Annotated in this window: 11 protein-coding genes and 2 rRNA genes; 2 read left to right on the forward strand and 11 right to left on the reverse strand. The window is 69.0% G+C overall.

Annotation, left to right across the window (positions count from 1 at the left end; all coding sequences use genetic code 11):
* Positions 1-18: 18 nt before the first annotated feature.
* Complete coding sequence (pepN, locus tag ACNKF0_RS12175) at positions 19-2,466, forward strand: aminopeptidase N (protein ID WP_416952447.1); 2,448 nt, start codon at positions 19-21, stop codon at positions 2,464-2,466.
* A gap of 92 nt (positions 2,467-2,558) precedes the next feature.
* On the opposite strand, the gene ACNKF0_RS12180 is transcribed toward pepN, so the two are convergent.
* From ACNKF0_RS12180 to ACNKF0_RS12215, 8 genes are read right to left on the reverse strand one after another with little or no spacing between them, the layout of a single operon-like run.
* Entirely contained in the window at positions 2,559-4,253 is a 1,695-nt protein-coding gene (locus ACNKF0_RS12180) for a CTP synthase (protein WP_416952449.1), read from the reverse strand.
* 11 nt (positions 4,254-4,264) lie between these two features.
* Positions 4,265-5,161, reverse strand: a complete 897-nt coding sequence (locus ACNKF0_RS12185; protein ID WP_416952451.1) for a copper transporter — start codon at positions 5,159-5,161, stop codon at positions 4,265-4,267.
* Entirely contained in the window at positions 5,158-6,357 is a 1,200-nt protein-coding gene (steA, locus tag ACNKF0_RS12190) for a putative cytokinetic ring protein SteA (protein WP_416952453.1), read from the reverse strand. The genes ACNKF0_RS12185 and steA overlap by 4 nt, the downstream gene beginning before the upstream one ends.
* Positions 6,358-6,372: 15 nt before the next feature.
* Positions 6,373-8,145 carry a DNA repair protein RecN gene (gene recN, locus ACNKF0_RS12195; protein ID WP_416952455.1) on the reverse strand — a complete coding sequence of 591 codons (1,773 nt, stop codon included), beginning with the start codon at positions 8,143-8,145 and terminating at the stop codon, positions 6,373-6,375.
* Complete coding sequence (locus tag ACNKF0_RS12200) at positions 8,138-9,088, reverse strand: NAD kinase (protein WP_416952457.1); 951 nt, start codon at positions 9,086-9,088, stop codon at positions 8,138-8,140. The genes recN and ACNKF0_RS12200 overlap by 8 nt, the downstream gene beginning before the upstream one ends.
* The gene (locus ACNKF0_RS12205) at positions 9,085-9,924 is read right to left on the reverse strand and encodes a TlyA family RNA methyltransferase (RefSeq protein ID WP_416952459.1); all 840 of its coding nucleotides are present in this window, start codon (positions 9,922-9,924) and stop codon (positions 9,085-9,087) included. Before ACNKF0_RS12205 ends, ACNKF0_RS12200 begins: the two co-directional genes overlap by 4 nt.
* Before the next feature lie 8 nt (positions 9,925-9,932).
* A complete protein-coding gene (locus tag ACNKF0_RS12210; RefSeq protein WP_416952461.1) occupies positions 9,933-10,118 on the reverse strand; it encodes a hypothetical protein in 186 nt (61 codons plus the stop codon).
* Between the two features lie 10 nt (positions 10,119-10,128).
* On the reverse strand, positions 10,129-11,148 hold the full coding sequence (locus ACNKF0_RS12215) for an HAD-IIA family hydrolase (protein ID WP_416952463.1): 1,020 nt from the start codon (positions 11,146-11,148) through the stop codon (positions 10,129-10,131).
* A gap of 48 nt (positions 11,149-11,196) precedes the next feature.
* On the opposite strand from ACNKF0_RS12215, the gene ACNKF0_RS12220 reads away from it, so the two are divergent.
* The gene (locus ACNKF0_RS12220; protein WP_416952465.1) at positions 11,197-12,315 is read left to right on the forward strand and encodes a DUF1015 family protein; all 1,119 of its coding nucleotides are present in this window, start codon (positions 11,197-11,199) and stop codon (positions 12,313-12,315) included.
* On the opposite strand, the gene ACNKF0_RS12225 is transcribed toward ACNKF0_RS12220, so the two are convergent.
* From ACNKF0_RS12225 to ACNKF0_RS12235, 3 genes are all read right to left on the reverse strand, one after another.
* Positions 12,290-12,598: a single-stranded DNA-binding protein gene (locus ACNKF0_RS12225; RefSeq protein WP_416952467.1), complete on the reverse strand. Its 309-nt coding sequence runs from the start codon at positions 12,596-12,598 to the stop codon at positions 12,290-12,292. The genes ACNKF0_RS12220 and ACNKF0_RS12225 overlap by 26 nt on opposite strands.
* A gap of 348 nt (positions 12,599-12,946) precedes the next feature.
* Positions 12,947-13,064 (reverse strand): 5S ribosomal RNA (gene rrf, locus ACNKF0_RS12230).
* A 155-nt stretch (positions 13,065-13,219) separates the two neighbouring features.
* Positions 13,220-16,358: ribosomal RNA gene (locus ACNKF0_RS12235) — 23S ribosomal RNA — on the reverse strand.
* Between the last annotated feature and the right edge of the window lie 198 nt (positions 16,359-16,556).

The following is a 16,556-nucleotide window of genomic DNA, read 5'->3' on the forward strand; positions in this document are numbered from 1 at the left end:
TGAGTTAGGTTCGCCCCCATGACGTTGTCGACCCTCACCACGCACGAAGCGAAGACCCGGTCGGACCTGCTGGAGGTCCGGCGCTACGACATCGACGTGGACATGACCGGCCTGCTCGAGGGCGAGGAGTGGCGCTCCACCAGCACCATCACCTTCACCTGCTCCGAGCCCGGCGCGACCACCTTCGTCGACGTCGCGATGGACGTGACCCGAGCGACCCTCAACGGCGACGACGTCGACGTGTCCGCCGCGGCCGACGGCCGCCTCCCGCTCCCCGCCCTCGCGGCCGACAACGTGCTCGTCGTCGAGGCGAGCACCACCAACACGGCCACGGGCGAGGGCATCCTCCGCACCGTCGACCCGACCGACAAGCTCGTCTACGTCTGGACCAGCCTCGAGCCCGACGAGGCCCGCCGCGTCTGGGCCTGCTTCGACCAGCCCGACCTCAAGGCGCCCCACCGCTTCGTCGTCACCGCCCCGTCCTCGTGGCTCGTCACCTCCAACGGGGCGCCGGAGTCGATCGTGGACGCCGCGACCGACGACGCGCGGGTCTGGACCTTCCCCGACACGCCGCGCCTGTCGACGTACGTCGTCGTGGTCAACGCGGGGCCGTTCCACGAGGTGCGGCAGCAGCACGACGGCCACGACCTCGGGTTCTACTGCCGCCAGTCGCTCGTGCCGATCCTCGAGCGGGACCTCGACGAGATGGTCACCCTCACCCGGCAGGGCCTCGCCTTCTTCGGCGAGCGGTTCGGCTACCCGTTCCCGCAGGAGCGCTACGACCAGGTGTTCGTGCCCAACCTCGGCGGCGCGATGGAGAACTGGGGATGCGTCACCTACGGCGACGGCCAGCTCTTCCGCACTCCCCCGACCCACGCGCAGCGCGCCGTCCGGGCGGAGTTCATCTTCCACGAGATGGCGCACATGTGGTTCGGCGACCTCGTGACGATGCAGTGGTGGGACGACCTGTGGCTCAACGAGGCCTTCGCGTCCTGGGCCGCCAACTGGGGGATGGCCGCCGCGACGGAGTTCACCGACCAGTGGGCCACCTTCCTCGCCGCCTTCAAGCGCACGGCCTACGAGATGGACATGAGCCCGGCGCGCCACCCCATCCGCAGCGAGGTGCCCGACGTCTCGTCGGCGATGTCCAACTTCGACGCGATCACCTACGTCAAGGGCCAGAGCGTCCTGCACCAGCTCGTGGCCTACATCGGCGAGGACGCGTTCGTCGAGGGACTGCGTGACTACTTCAGCCGCTACGCCTTCTCCAACACCCGGCTCGACGACCTGATGGACTGCTACGCGCGGGCCTCCGGACGCGACCTGTCGGCGTGGACCAAGGCCTGGCTCGACGAGGCCGGCACCGACGTCGTCCAGCTCGTCGACGACGCGCTGGTCGTGGAGACGACCGACGGCCAGGAGCCCCGTCCCCACCGGCTCGACGTCGCCGTCTTCGACGCCTCCGGCGACTCGCTGGTGCCGGTCGGCCGCTCCTCCCACGAGGTGACCGGCCCGCGCACGCCGGTCGACCTGCCTGCCGGTGACCTCCGCCTGCTCAACGCCGGCGACTACACGTTCGCGGCCGTCAAGCCCGACCCGACCTCGCTGCGGCTGATGCTCGAGCGTGTCCACCAGCTCGACGACCCGCTCGACCGGGCACTCGTCGCGGCGACCGCCGGCCAGCTGCTGCTGCTCGGTGACGTCGCGCCTCGCGACGTCTCGGCCGCGCTGACCCGCGCGCTCGCCTCCGAGACCAGCCCGGCGCTCGTCGAGCCCCTCCTCAGCCAGGCGCTGCTGGTCGCCGACCGGTGGGCGCCCGCGAGCGAGTCCCCGGCACTCCTGGCCGCCCTGGCCGACGCGGTGGTCGGGCTCGTCGACGTCCCCGACGCCCGCCAGGCAGCCCTGCGCACCCTCGCGTCCGCCGCCTCCACCGACGAGCACTGGTCCGTCCTCCAGTCGGCCGCCGACGACGCCAGCGACCTCGACCTGGCCTGGCGGATGGCCGTGCGCCGCGCCGAGCTCGGCGACTACGACGAGGATGCGGTACGCCGCCTGCTCGAGTCCGACCCCGACCCGGACGCCGGCATGCGCCGCTTGGCTGTGCTCGCTGCGCGGCCCGACGTCGAGGCCAAGGAGGAGGTCTGGCGGGCGTTCTTCGTCGACTACGCCGTGCCGGCGAGCCGCGAGACGCTCGTGCTGGGCTCGACGTTCTGGCGCCCCGGCCAGGCCGAGCTGCTCGCGCCCTTCGCGCACCGCTACCTCGAGGAGCTGCACACGCTGAAGGGCGGGTTGCTCAACCAGGGCCTCACCATTCGCGCGATGTACCCCCTCGGCGCCGGCGACGAGACGTTCCTCGCCGCCGCCGAGGCAGCCGCCGACGACCCCAGCCTGATGGCCTACGCCCGCAACCAGCTCCGGTCGAACTCGTTCGTCCTCGGCCGGATCCTGCAGGCCCGCCGCCTCTGACCGGGCGCTTCCTGCCCGTCCCGGACCCTGACCGGGCACTTCCTGCCCGTCCTGGACCCTGACCTCCCCCCTTCCTGCCCGGTCAGGGGGTGTCAGGCCTCGGTGACGTCGTCCTTGCGTCGGAGTCCCGACTCGTCGAGCGGGAACCGCTCGGAGCGCTGGCGCTCGATGGCCGCACCGACGAGCCCGGCGAACAGCGGGTGTGGCCGCGTGGGCCGCGAGCGCAGCTCGGGGTGCGCCTGGGTGGCGACGTAGTAGGGGTGCACGTCGGCGGGGAGCTCGACGAACTCGACCAGACCCAGCTCGGGGTTCACGCCCGAGAAGACCATGCCCGCCCGGGCGAGGGTGTCGCGGTAGGCGTCGTTGAACTCGTAGCGGTGGCGGTGACGCTCCTCGACCGTCGCCGAGCCGTACGTCGCCCGGACGACGCTGCCCTCGAGGAGGTCGGCCTTCTGCAGGCCGAGCCGCATGGTGCCGCCGAGGTCGCCGGCGCCGTCGACGTACTTCTTCTGCTCCTCGATCGTGGCGATGACCGGCTCGACGGTGTCGGGGTCGAACTCCGTCGACCCCGCCTTGGTCAGGCCGGCCACGTTGCGGGCGTACTCGATCACCATGCACTGCAGGCCCAGGCACAGCCCGAGGGTCGGGATGCCGTGCGTGCGGGTGTAGTGCAGCGCACCCAGCTTGCCCTCGATCCCCCGTACGCCGAAGCCGCCGGGCACGAGCACCGCGTCGACGTCGGAGAGGTGCTTGGCCGCACCGGCCTCGGTCTGGCACTCGTCCGAGGCGACCCAGCGGATGTGGACCTTGGCGTCGTGGGCGAAGCCGCCGGCGCGCAGCGCCTCGCTGACGGACAGGTAGGCGTCGGGCAGGTCGATGTACTTGCCGACCAGCGCGATCGTGACCTCCTCCGACGGGTGGTGCACGCGGCGGAGCAGGTCGTCCCAGTCGGTCCAGTCGACGTCGCGGAAGGGCAGGTCGAGACGGCGTACGACGTAGGCGTCGAGGCCCTCGCGGTGCAGCACCTTGGGGATGTCGTAGATGGACGGCGCGTCGGCGGCGGTGACCACGGCCTCGTCATCGACGTCGCACATGAGGGCGATCTTGCGCTTGATGCCGTCAGGGAGCTCACGGTCGGCGCGACACACGATGGCGTCGGGCTGGATGCCGATCGAGCGCAGGGCGGCGACCGAGTGCTGGGTGGGCTTGGTCTTCAGCTCGCCCGACGGGCCGATGTAGGGCACCAGCGAGACGTGGATGAAGAAGCAGTTGTCGCGTCCGATCTCGTGCCGCGTCTGCCGAGCGGCCTCGAGGAACGGCAGCGACTCGATGTCGCCGACGGTCCCGCCGACCTCGGTGATGACCACGTCGATGTCAGGGCCGCCCATCGCGAGGATGCGGTCCTTGATCTCGTTGGTGATGTGCGGGATCACCTGCACGGTGTCGCCGAGGTAGTCGCCGCGGCGCTCCTTGGCGATCACGGTCGAGTAGACCTGACCGGTCGTCACGTTGGCGATCTGGTTGAGGTCGGTGTCGAGGAACCGCTCGTAGTGACCGATGTCGAGGTCGGTCTCCGCACCGTCGTTGGTCACGAAGACCTCGCCGTGCTGGAAGGGGTTCATCGTGCCGGGATCCACGTTGAGGTAGGGATCCAGCTTCTGCATCGTGACGCGCAGTCCGCGCGCCTTCAGCAGGTTGCCCAGGCTGGAGGCGGTGAGCCCCTTGCCGAGGGAGGAGGCGACGCCTCCGGTCACGAATACGTGCTTGGTCGGCGTGCGGCTCTTCACGGGCTTCGATCCTACCCGAGGGGGACGGGTCCGTCGGCACCCGACGCACCGAATGCTCCGCCCGGTGTCGTCAGTGAGCGCTGGAGTGTGAGGATCGTCGCCACCCGGCCCGCCGCCGTGTCCACGCCGTCGAGGGTCGCGACGCCCGCCGAGGCAGGGTCGGCGCGCAGTTGGCCGAGCTGGCCGTCGGCACCGTCGGCGGTGGTGCCCGCCACCACGACACCGGCTGCCTGGACGGCCAGCCCTCGGGCGAGCCCGGCGAGGATGGCGTCGGAGCCCTCGTCGCCGGCGTCGGTGCCGAGCACGACCAGCACCAGCGGCGAGCGCTGGTCGACGTCACCGGGTGCCGCCATCAGGCCCGCGCCGCTGACGGCGTCGACGATGGCGCGTGCCTTGCCGTTGACGTCCTGCCCCTCGGCCTCCTTGCTGGCGACGGCGATGCCGAGCAGCTGCCCGATCCGGTCGTACGTCGACGCGTCGGCGGCGACGTCGCCCTCGGCCTGCTGGGTGAGCAGCTGGCTGCCGAGCGTGTCGACCAGCGACTTCTGGCTCGGGTCGACCAGGTCCTCGGACAGGTCGTACCGGGCGCTGACCGTGCCGCCGGCAGCCGACACCTGGTCGGTGAGCGCCGCGACGACCTGCTCGTCGGCGCCCGGCACCGTGACCACCGCGACCGACCGCTCGGCGAGTCGGCCGCCGACCGTCGCCGGGCCCAGCGCGGAGACGAAGCTCTCGGTGTAGTCGGCCTGGGCCCCGCCCTCGACGGGATCGGATCCCTCGTCCTCCGAGGAGGACGTCGCGACGGTCGGTCCGACGTCGGACAGTGGACCGCCACCGAGGACGATCCCGGCAGCGAGCGCCAGGAAGACGGCGACGATGGTGAGCAGGTGGTGGCGCAGGGTGATCACGGGAGGATTCCTCGGACGTTGTCGATCAGGTCGGACGTGGTGCTGGTGACGCCCGGGGACAGGTCGTCGACCCACTGCTGGCCGACCGGTGTCACGCTCACGGCGGCGGCGAGCGCGAGCACCCCGGCGGCGAGGGCACCGACCAGGTGGCGCGGTCGGACGGCACCGTCGTAGAGCCGGGGCAGCGCTGCCGCGTCGACGAGGTCGGGCCCGAGCTTGAGGCGGGTCAGGAAGGTGCTGGCCAGGCCGCTGCGGCGCCGGTCCAGGAACTCGTCGAGCGTGGCGTGCATGCCGACGCCGACGATCAGCGCCGCCTCGTGGGCCGAGGCGAGCAGCAGGGCTGCGTCCTCGGTCGTGGCGGTGGTCTCGAAGCGCAGCGGCCGGATGCCGAGGCGCTCGAAGGGCTCGGTGGCGCTGCGGGGCGCACCGCGCTCGACGAGGACGACGACGTCGCGCGCGCGGCGCAGCACCGCGGCCGCGGGCAGGTCGTCGGAAGCGCCGGTCACCACGACCACGTCGGGGCGGTGCCCGGCACTCGCGAGCGCATCGGCGCCGCGGTCGACACCGACGAGGACCGGACGCTGCTCCCGGAGGAAGGGCTTGATGCCGCGCAGCTCCTCCTCCCACCCGTGGGAGCGCACGGCCACCACGACCGGGCGTCCGGCCATCTCGGTCGCGGTGCGCGGCACGCCGTGGCCGTGCAGCAGCAGGTCCTGCTCGCGGCGGAGGAACTCGGTGCTGTTGTGGGTGAAGCTCTCGAGCTGGGCGGACAGGCCCGAGCGGGCGCGGTCCATCTCCGAAGCCACGAGGTCGGGGGTCAGCTCGCGGCCCTCGGCGACCTGCTCGGCCCCCACGTGCACCGCTCCACCGTCGACCCGCAGGACGGCGCCGTCGCGGACGCGGTCGAAGACCTCGGCGCCGACGCTGTCGACGACCGCGAGGCCCGCGTCGACCAGCAGGTCGGGGCCCATGTTGGGGAAGCGGCCCGAGATCATCGGGCTGGCGTTGACCACGGCCACGACGCCGGCGTCGACCAGCGCCTGGGCGGTCGCGCGGTCCATGTCGAGGTGGTCGAGCACGGCGACGTCACCTGCGTGCAGGCGTCCGAGGACGCTGGCCGTACGACGGTGCACGCGGGCGGGACCGTGCACACCGGGCAGGGCGGGGGCTTGGCGGGAGCGGACTGCGAACTTCATGACCGCGCCATGGTGTCAGCCGCGGGTGGGCCTCTCCGGGAGGCACGCCCGCTCGGGCGCGGCGGCGTCGAGCAGCTCTCGCGCATGGGCGCGGGCGCTGTCGGAGTCCTCCACGCCGGCGAGCATGCGCGACAGCTCGCGCTCCCGGTCGTCGTCGGTGAGCGACACGAGCCCGGAGGTCGTCACGGTGCCGTCGTTCGACTTGTGCACGACCACGTGCCGATCGGCGTAGGCGGCGACCTGGGGCAGGTGGGTCACGACCAGGACCTGGGAGGTGCGGGCGAGGGCGGCCAGCCGGCGTCCGACCTCGATCGCGGCCTTGCCGCCGACTCCGGCGTCGACCTCGTCGAAGACGAACGTCGGCACGGAACCGGTCTCGGCCAGCGACACCTCGAGCGCCAGCATCACGCGGGACAGCTCGCCACCCGACGCGCCCTTGTGGAGGGGACGGGCGTCGGCGCCGGTGTTGGCGGCGAGCAGGAACTCCACGTCGTCGATGCCGTGCACACCGGCGCGCACCCAGCGGCCGTCCACGAGCAGCTGCGGTCCGGCCGGCGTCTCGGGGGTCGGAGTGTCCTGCTGGCTCACCGCGATGGTGACGGTGGCGTGCGGCATCGCCAGTGACGTGAGCTCGTCGCTGACCGCGACGCCGAGCCGGTGCGCCGCTTCCTGCCGCTGGGCGCTGAGGGTGCCGGCAAGCTCGCCGAGCTCGGCGCGGATGCGGTCACGGCGTGACTCCAGCTCGGCGATCTGGCCGTCGGTGTCCTCGAGGTCGAGCAGCCGCTTCGCGCCGTCCTCGGCCCAGGCGAGCACCTCGTCGATCGTCTCGCCGTACTTGCGCGTGAGGGCCGTCAGGGACGCCCGGCGCTCGGACACGGCGGCCAGCCGGGCAGGGTCGGTGTCGAGGGAGGCGGCGTAGGACGCGACGTCGCCGGCGACGTCGACCAGGAGGTGGCCGAGCTCGGTGAGCCGGTCGGCCAGCTCCCCCGCGGCGGGGTCGTGCTCGCGGACGCCGTCGAGCGCCTGCCGTGCCGTGCTCGTCGTGGCCAGGGCGTCGGGTGCGCCCTCCTCGCTCGAGAGCGCCTCGCGCGCCGTCTCCGCGGCCGTGCGCAGCGTGTCGGCGAACCCGAGGCGGGTCTCCTCGGCGGCGAGCTCGGCGTCCTCCCCCGGCTGCGGGTCGACGGACTCGACCTCTCCGAGCCCGAACCTCAGCTGGTCGGCCTCCCGAGCGCGCTCCCGGGCGGAGCCGACGACCTCGGCCAGCGTCCGCTCGGTCACGACCAGCTCCGCCCAGAGCGCGGCGTACGACGACGTCGTTGCGGCCAGCGGCTCACCACCGAACCGGTCGAGCGAGGCACGCTGCGCCCCGGCGCGGAGCAGGCGGTGCTGGTCGGACTGGCCGTGCACGGCCACGAGGGGCTCGGCGACGTCGGCCAGCGTGGTCACCGGCACCGAGGCGCCACCGACCCAGGCGCGCGAGCGGCCCTGGGCCGCGACGTTGCGCGCAAGCACGACCTGGCCGTCCTCAACCTCACCGCCGGCGTCCTCGACGGCACCACGGAAGCCGTCGAGGTCACGCGCGGTGACGACGCCCTCGACGCGGGCCTGCTTGGCACCCGAGCGCACCGCGCCCGAGTCGGCGCGTCCGCCGAGCAGCAGCCCCAGCGCGGTCACGACCATCGTCTTGCCCGCGCCCGTCTCACCGGTGATCACGGTCAGGCCGGGCCCGAGCTCCAGCGTCGAGGACTCGATGACGCCGAGCTGGCTGATCCGCAGCTCCTCAAGCATCGGTCTCGCCGTTGTCCCGGCGCCGGCGCTCGGCAGCGCCGCGCCAGCCCTCGACGGGCAGGTCGAACTTCGCGACCAGCCGGTCGGTGAACGGGGCGTGGTGGAGGCGGACGAGCCGCACCGGCCGGGCGCCGCGGCGCACCTCGATGCGGGCACCCGGCGGCAGGTCCACCGTGCGCCGTCCGTCGCACCACAGCACGCCGGAGCCCTCGGTGTTGGACAGCACCTCGACGGCGAGCACCGACGTGGGCGCCACCACCATCGGGCGCGCGAAGAGCGCGTGCGCGCTCAGCGGGACCATGAGGAGGGCCTCGACCTCGGGCCACACCACGGGTCCGCCGGCGCTGAAGTTGTAGGCGGTCGAGCCCGTCGGCGTGGCGCACACGACCCCGTCGCAGCCCCACCGCGACAGCGGCCGCCCGTCGACCTCGACGACGACCTCGAGCATGCGCTCGCGCGCCGCCTTCTCCACGCTGGCCTCGTTGAGCGCGAAGGTGGAGAACCGGACTTCCTTGCCCACGAGCACGCAGACGTCGAGGGTGAGACGGTCCTCGGCGGTGTAGTCGCGCGCGACGATGGCGGCGATGGTGGACTCGACGTCCTCCTGCTCGGCCTCCGCCAGGAACCCGACGTGCCCGAGGTTGACCCCGAGCAGCGGGGTGCTGGTGGCGTGGGTCAGCTCGGCGGCGCGGAGGATCGAGCCGTCGCCGCCGATGACGAGCACCAGCTCGCAGCCCTCCCCGGGCACGTCGTCGGGGTTGGTGGTCTCGACCAGGCCGTCGATGTCCGCCAGCCCCAGGTCAGCGGCCTCGTCAGCCAGCAGTCGTACGGCGATCCCGTGGGCGGTCAGGCTCTGGACGCAGGCCCGGGCCACCTCTCGCACCTCTGCCCGGCCGGTGTGGGCGAGCACCAGGACGCGGCGCTGGGGGCTGGGGGTGCTCACGGGTCCACCCTCTCACCCGCCACCCCCAACGACCCGGCGCGCTCGACCTCGGCGCGGATCTCGTCCGCTCCGATCGAGGCCGGCCCGCGGCGCAGCAGCAGGAAGAACTCGACGTTGCCCGACGGTCCGGGGAGCGGGCTCACCGTGACGGCCCTCGCTCCCCAGCCGCGCTCGGCGGCGAGGTCGGCGATGGCGGTGACCGCCTCGGCGCGCAGCGCGAGGTCGCGTACGACGCCGCCCTTGCCGACGCGCTCCTTGCCCACCTCGAACTGGGGCTTCACCATGAGTGCCAGCTCGCCGTCCTCACGGGTCACCGACAGCAGCGGCTCGAGGACCAGGGCGAGGGAGATGAAGGAGAGGTCACCCACGACGAGGTCGACCGGCTCACCGATGACGTCGAGGGTGAGCTCACGGATGTTGGTGCGGTCGTGCACCTGCACCCGCTCGTCGCTCTGCAGCGACCAGGCCAGCTGGCCGTAGCCGACGTCCACGGCCACCACCTCGCGCGCGCCGGCCCGCAGCAGGACGTCGGTGAACCCACCGGTGGACGCGCCGGCGTCCAGGCACCGCTTCCCGTCGACGCTGAGCCCGTGGTCGGCGAACGCCGCCAGCGCCCCGGCCAGCTTGTGCCCGCCCCGGGAGACGTAGTCCACCGAGGTGGGGTCGTCCTTGACCACGATCGCGACGTCAGTGGTCACACCCGTGGCCGGCTTGGTGGCCGGCGCACCCGAGACCGTCACCCGGCCGGCGGCCACGAGCTCGCTCGCGTGCTCGCGCGAACGGGCCAGGCCACGCCGCACAAGCTCCTGGTCCAGTCGTAGACGTCTGGGGGGCACCGGTCGCCTCAGTCGCCCCGGAGGTCGCCGGGCGCGTCGGGGCGGGCGTCGAGGGCTCGGCGCAGCTGCTCGTGGGCGCGCTCGAACACCGCGACGTGCTCGGCCACCGGGGCGTCGGCCAGGGCCGTCACCTCGGCCAGCACACGGTCGACCGCCTCGACGCCGGTCGGCTCGTGGTCGGGCAGCTCGCTCATGGCCGAGACCCTACTCGGCGCCCAGCTGTCGGACCGGTCCGGGCGGCTTCGTGTCGGAGACGTCTGCCGGGCTGCCCGTGTCGTCCAGGTGGCGCCAGCACGCCGTCGCCGCCACGCGCCACCAGTCGGCGTCGCTGCCGGCCCCGGCCACGTCCAGTCGCCCGTCCTCGACGGTCGCGGTCCAGCCGCCCAGCTCGACGTCGGCGCCCGTGACGCTGGGCACCGGGTGCGGCTCGAACAGTCCCGCCAGCGTCGGGGAGACGTACGTCGGCCGCAACGCCGGCTGCGCCGCGGCCAGCTCCTGCAACCAGGTCACCCCGGTGAGCACCAGCAGTGACGGTGCGTCGATCGCGTGGGCGCCCTCGATGTCGGTGTCGAGGCGGTCGCCGATCATCAGTGGCCGGTCGCCGCCCACCCGGAGGACGGTCTCCTCCATGAGCGGTCTCTCCGGCTTGCCGGCAACGATCGCGTCGACGCCGGCGAAGCCGGTGATCGTCCGCACCAGCACGCCGTGCCCGGGAGCGAGACCGTAGGGCGTCGGGATCGTCAGGTCCGTGTTGCTCGCCACGTAGGGCAGCCCGTCGCGCACGAGCGTCGCGGCACGCATGATGTCTCGCCAGCGCACGTCCGGCCCGTAGCCGCTCGCGACCGCCACCGCGCCGTCGGGGTCCTCGACGGGAACGAGACCCGCCTCGAGGAGAGCGACCCTCAGGCCCTCTCCCCCGAGGAGCAGCACCCGTGCGCCCTCTCCGTGTTCCTCGGCCAGCAGGCGTGCCGCGGCCTGCGCCGACGTGACCACGTCGCCCGGCTCGGCGGCAACACCGACCTTGGTCAGCTTGGCCGCCACCTCGTCGGGGGTGCGCGAGGCGTTGTTGGTGACGAAGGCGACATGCCGTCCGGACCCCCGAACCCGGTCGATCACCTCGGCGACGCCATCGATCGCCTCACCCCCGACGTAGACCACCCCGTCGAGGTCGAACATGACCAGGTCGTGGGCCTCCACGAGCGGAGCCGCAGACTCCTCGAGCATGGTCCACCCCTTTCCGGATTGTGACGAGCGTCCCCCTACGATGCTCCGATGGACTCCGCCACCGTCGTGCCTCCGTACGTGGCGAAACCCCTCGAGCTGCTCCCGTTCCGGGCGGTGATGCTGTCCCCGACGCGCGTGGGTGACCCCGCCTCCGCACGAGCACTGGCGCGACCCTACCGCGACGTCGCAGCGCGGTTGATCCAGTGGATCGAGCGCGGCGACGCGACCGCCGACACCGCACCCGCCCTCTACCTCCACGAGTACACCTCGGGAGGCCTCACCGTGCGCGGCCTCGTCGGAGCCCTGCGGATGTCCGAGCGTGCCGACGCCCTGGCCGACCGCGCCGTGTGGCCGCACGAGGCGATCCACCCCGAGCAGGCAGGCGAGCTGGCCGACCGGATGCTGCAGATGGACCTCAATCCCGCGCCCATCCTGCTGGTCCACCACGGTCGGAAGGAGCTCCGCGAGCTCGTCGACGAGGTCGCCCGCACCGACCCCGACTGGCGCTATCTCGACCGCACCGGCCAACGGCAGCGACTCTGGGCCGTGCGGGACGAGATGGCGGTGGCCCGGATCGCCGAGCTCGTCGCGGAGAGCCGGTGCCTCCTGGCCGACGGGCACCACCGGTACGCCGCCTACCTGCGGCTGCAGGAGGAGCACCCGGGCACCGCCTGGGACGCCGGCCTCGCGATGCTGGTCGACCAGGACGACACCCCCCTCTTCCTCGGGGCGATCCATCGGACCCTCCCAGACGTCGGCCTCGACGTGCTCGTGGAGGCGACCCGAGCGGCGGGAGCCGACGTCACCGCCCAGTCCCGGCAGCACGCTCTCGGGGCACTCGACAGCACGCACCTGGTGCTCACGGACGGCAGCACCTGGTACGCCGTCGCCCCGGACCGGCTCGATCGCGAGGCAGCCGTGTCGTGGCTCCACGACCACGTCCTCCCCCGACTGCCGGAGCGGCCCAGGCGCCTCGAGCACCACCACACGGTGGAGGAGGCACTTGCTGCGACCTCACCCGCGGCACCGGCCGTGCTCTTGCCCAGTCCTGACTTCGACCAGGTGCGAGCGCTCGTCGAGTCAGGGGGGCTCCTTCCGGAGAAGGCGACCTCCTTCCAGCCCAAACCCAGCATCGGCGTGATCATGCGGCCGGTGAACGGCGGATGATCCTCGCCGACGAGACGACCACCTCGACCCGCGAGCGGGTCGCGCCGCCAGCCTGGTAGAAGCGGCAACACACCGCGCCGGACACCTCGACCGTGTCCCCGGGACGCCAGCCGGCGATGCGTCGCCGCAGGGCCGGGCTCCACGCTGAGCAGGGAATCGAGTCGACCCTCTGACCGGAGGTCGAGCTGGCCCGTGCCGACCCCGGGCTGCGCGGAACGGACACGCGGAAGCTCACCAGCGCGTCACCGCTCGGCAGGTCGACGACGACAGGGACGCTGGTCATCCGGCCGAGCAGTCGGACGTCGTTGATGCCTGAGTCACCGTCCTCGGCGGGTGGTCCAGACCGGGACGGTCCTGCCGGGTCCTCCGGCGCCGGTTTCGACCGTCGCCCCGTCGCTCCTGCTGCTGGCCGCTTCTTCGTTCGTGTCGTGTCCGTCGTGGTCACAGTGCACCTCCTGCGACGACTGTGCCCGTTCGGTAGGACGCCATGGGCAGGCCATGCTCGAGGTCTGTGGACGACGCCCTGGTGAGACCACCTGTGGACACGTAGTGGTCAGGAAGCGGATTCCGGTGGCCACCAGGAAATGCAAAAGTGGGGCCGCCCGAAGGCGGCCCCACTTCCACAATGTTTGTCCGGCGGCGTCCTACTCTCCCACAACCTCTCGGTTGCAGTACCATCGGCGCTGAAAGGCTTAACTTCCGGGTTCGGTATGGGACCGGGTGTTTCCCGTTTCGCTATGGCCGCCGTAACTCTTTCAACCCTCTCAAACCCCCGCTGTCGCGGGACGGGTTTGTTGGTTGGGAACTGCGTAGTGGACGCGAACAAGTGTGTGTGTTCGTTGGTTTGCGCGTGGTTCACGTGTCAAAACCGTGCACGCTCAGCGTGTGTTGTTTTGTACGTGGTTGGGACAAGCCCTCGGCCTATTAGTACCGGTCGGCTAGGCATTACTGCTGTACACCTCCGGCCTATCAACCCCATGTTCTGTGGGGGGCCTTACCCCATTATTGGGTGGGAAACCTCATCTTGAAACGTGCTTCCCGCTTAGATGCATTCAGCGGTTATCACTTCCGAACGTAGCCAACCAGCCGTGCTCTTGGCAGAACAACTGGCACACCAGAGGTTCGTCCATCCCGGTCCTCTCGTACTAGGGACAGCCTTTCTCAAGTTTCCTGCGCGCGCGGCGGATAGGGACCGAACTGTCTCACGACGTTCTAAACCCAGCTCGCGTGCCGCTTTAATGGGCGAACAGCCCAACCCTTGGGACCTACTCCAGCCCCAGGATGCGACGAGCCGACATCGAGGTGCCAAACCATCCCGTCGATATGGACTCTTGGGGAAGATCAGCCTGTTATCCCCGGGGTACCTTTTATCCGTTGAGTGACCACGCTTCCACATGCCGTGGCCAGATCACTAGTTCCGACTTTCGTCCCTGCTCGACATGTCTGTCTCACAGTCAAGCTCCCTTGTGCACTTACACTCGCCACCTGATTGCCAACCAGGCTGAGGGAACCTTTGAGCGCCTCCGTTACATTTTAGGAGGCAACCGCCCCAGTTAAACTACCCATCAGGCACTGTCCCTGATCCGGATGACGGACCTAGGTTAGACATCTAGTACGACCAGAGTGGTATTTCAACGTTGACTCCACCCACACTGGCGTGTGGACTTCACAGTCTCCCACCTATCCTACACAAGCCGTACCAAACACCAATACCAAACTATAGTAAAGGTCCCGGGGTCTTTCCGTCCTGCCGCGCGTAACGAGCATCTTTACTCGTAGTGCAATTTCGCCGAGTCCATGGTTGAGACAGTGGGAAAGTCGTTACTCCATTCGTGCAGGTCGGAACTTACCCGACAAGGAATTTCGCTACCTTAGGATGGTTATAGTTACCACCGCCGTTTACTGGGGCTTAAATTCTCAGCTTCGGCATTGCTGCCTAACCGGTCCTCTTAACCTTCCAGCACCGGGCAGGAGTCAGTCCGTATACATCGTCTTACAACTTCGCACGGACCTGTGTTTTTAGTAAACAGTCGCTTTCCCCTGGTCTCTGCGGCCCTTCACGCTTCCCCCAGCAAGTGGGTTCACGATCCGGGCCCCCCTTCTCCCGAAGTTACGGGGGCATTTTGCCGAGTTCCTTAACCATGGTTGTCTCGATCGCCTTAGTATTCTCTACTTGATCACCTGAGTCGGTTTGGGGTACGGGCGGCTCGTTGCTCGCTAGAGGTTTTTCTCGACAGCATAGGATCACCCACTTCGCCATATATGGCTCCGCGTCACGTCTCAGACTCCACACTGAAGTGGATGGTGCGGATTTGCCTACACCACGTCCTACGCGCTTGCCCACAGACAACCATCGCTGTGGCTGGGCTACCTTCCTGCGTCACCCCATCGCTTGACTACTACCAGCTCGGGTCCCACGCTCCGCTCACCAGCCTCGCCCCGAAGGGTCCGGTCCGATGAGTTTCGGGTGGTTAGCATCACCAGGTTCGTCATGGGCGCAACTTCGCCGGTACGGGAATATCAACCCGTTGTCCATCGACTACGCCTGTCGGCCTCGCCTTAGGTCCCGACTTACCCAGGGCAGATTAGCTTGACCCTGGAACCCTTGATCATTCGGCGCACGGGTTTCTCACCCGTGATTCGCTACTCATGCCTGCATTCTCACTCGTGTGGCCTCCACGCCTGGATCACTCCGACGCTTCACTGCCCACACGACGCTCCCCTACCCATCCAGCGCACTGAACACCCATCAAGTGGATGCTGATGTATTCGCTGAATGCCATAGCTTCGGCGGATGACTTGAGCCCCGCTACATTGTCGGCGCGGAATCACTTGACCAGTGAGCTATTACGCACTCTTTCAAGGGTGGCTGCTTCCAAGCCAACCTCCTGGTTGTCAATGCGACTCCACATCCTTTTCCACTTAGTCACCGCTTAGGGGCCTTAGCTGATGGTCTGGGCTGTTTCCCTCTCGACTACGGAGCTTATCCCCCGCAGTCTCACTGCTGCGCTCTCACTTACCGGCATTCGGAGTTTGGCTAACGTCAGTAACCTTGTAGGGCCCATCGGCTATCCAGTGCTCTACCTCCGGCAAGAAACACGCAACGCTGCACCTAAATGCATTTCGGGGAGAACCAGCTATCACGAAGTTTGATTGGCCTTTCACCCCTATCCACAGGTCATCCCCTCAGTTTTCAACCTAAGTGGGTTCGGTCCTCCACGTCGTCTTACCGACGCTTCAACCTGCCCATGGATAGATCACTTCGCTTCGGGTCTTGAGCGCGCTACTGAAACGCCCTATTCGGACTCGCTTTCGCTACGGCTTCCCCACACGGGTTAACCTCGCAACACACCGCAAACTCGCAGGCTCATTCTTCAAAAGGCACGCCGTCACCCACCCACACCACAAGGATGCGTCAGGCTCCGACGGATTGTAGGCACACGGTTTCAGGTACTATTTCACTCCCCGCCAGGGGTACTTTTCACCTTTCCCTCACGGTACTTGTCCGCTATCGGTCATCAAGGAGTATTTAGGCTTAACGGGTGGTCCCGCCAGATTCACACGGAATTTCAGGGGTTCCGTGTTACTTGGGAACACGCTCGGAAGCCTGCGCTTTACGTCTACGGGCCTATCACCCTCTACGGTACGGCTTTCCAACCGACTTCGACTTCCACACAGGTTTCTTACTTCCTCCACGCACGGCAGCACGTGATGAGCGGTCCCACGACCCCGCGTCTGCAACCCCTGCCGGGTATCACACAGACACGGTTTAGCCTCATCCGATTTCGCTCGCCACTACTCTCGGAATCACTGTTGTTTTCTCTTCCTGTCGGTACTGAGATGTTTCACTTCCCGACGTTCCCTCCACACACCCTATGTGTTCAGGTGCAGGTAACACGACATGACTCGTGCTGGGTTTCCCCATTCGGACACCCCCGGATCACAGCTTGGTTGCCAACTCCCCAGGGCTTATCGCAGGCTCCAACGTCCTTCATCGGCTCTTGATGCCAAGGCATCCACCATGTGCCCTTCATAGCTTGTCTCAACAACGTCAAAACAACACACGTCAAAACAAACCAAAGAACACCCGACCCACCCCCAATCAAAGGATGCGCCGGCAGACTCACACGAACCGCAACCCGTAAGGAAACAGGCCACGACCGCGCAATTAATTACACACTCACAACCACCACCTGTTCCCAGGTGCCAGTCATGAAGATGCTCGCGTCCACTATGCAGAT

The sequence above is a fragment of the Nocardioides sp. T5 genome (genome assembly GCF_048161455.1).
Classification (GTDB): domain Bacteria; phylum Actinomycetota; class Actinomycetes; order Propionibacteriales; family Nocardioidaceae; genus Nocardioides.

Coding starts and splice junctions, on each gene's coding strand:
- pepN (WP_416952447.1), top strand. CDS start 19: ATGACGTTGTCGACCCTCACCACGCACGAAGCGAAGACCCGGTCGGAC.
- steA (WP_416952453.1), bottom strand. CDS start 6,357: ATGAAGTTCGCAGTCCGCTCCCGCCAAGCCCCCGCCCTGCCCGGTGTG.
- recN (WP_416952455.1), bottom strand. CDS start 8,145: ATGCTTGAGGAGCTGCGGATCAGCCAGCTCGGCGTCATCGAGTCCTCG.
- ACNKF0_RS12210 (WP_416952461.1), bottom strand. CDS start 10,118: ATGAGCGAGCTGCCCGACCACGAGCCGACCGGCGTCGAGGCGGTCGAC.
- ACNKF0_RS12215 (WP_416952463.1), bottom strand. CDS start 11,148: ATGCTCGAGGAGTCTGCGGCTCCGCTCGTGGAGGCCCACGACCTGGTC.
- ACNKF0_RS12220 (WP_416952465.1), top strand. CDS start 11,197: ATGGACTCCGCCACCGTCGTGCCTCCGTACGTGGCGAAACCCCTCGAG.
- ACNKF0_RS12225 (WP_416952467.1), bottom strand. CDS start 12,598: ATGACCAGCGTCCCTGTCGTCGTCGACCTGCCGAGCGGTGACGCGCTG.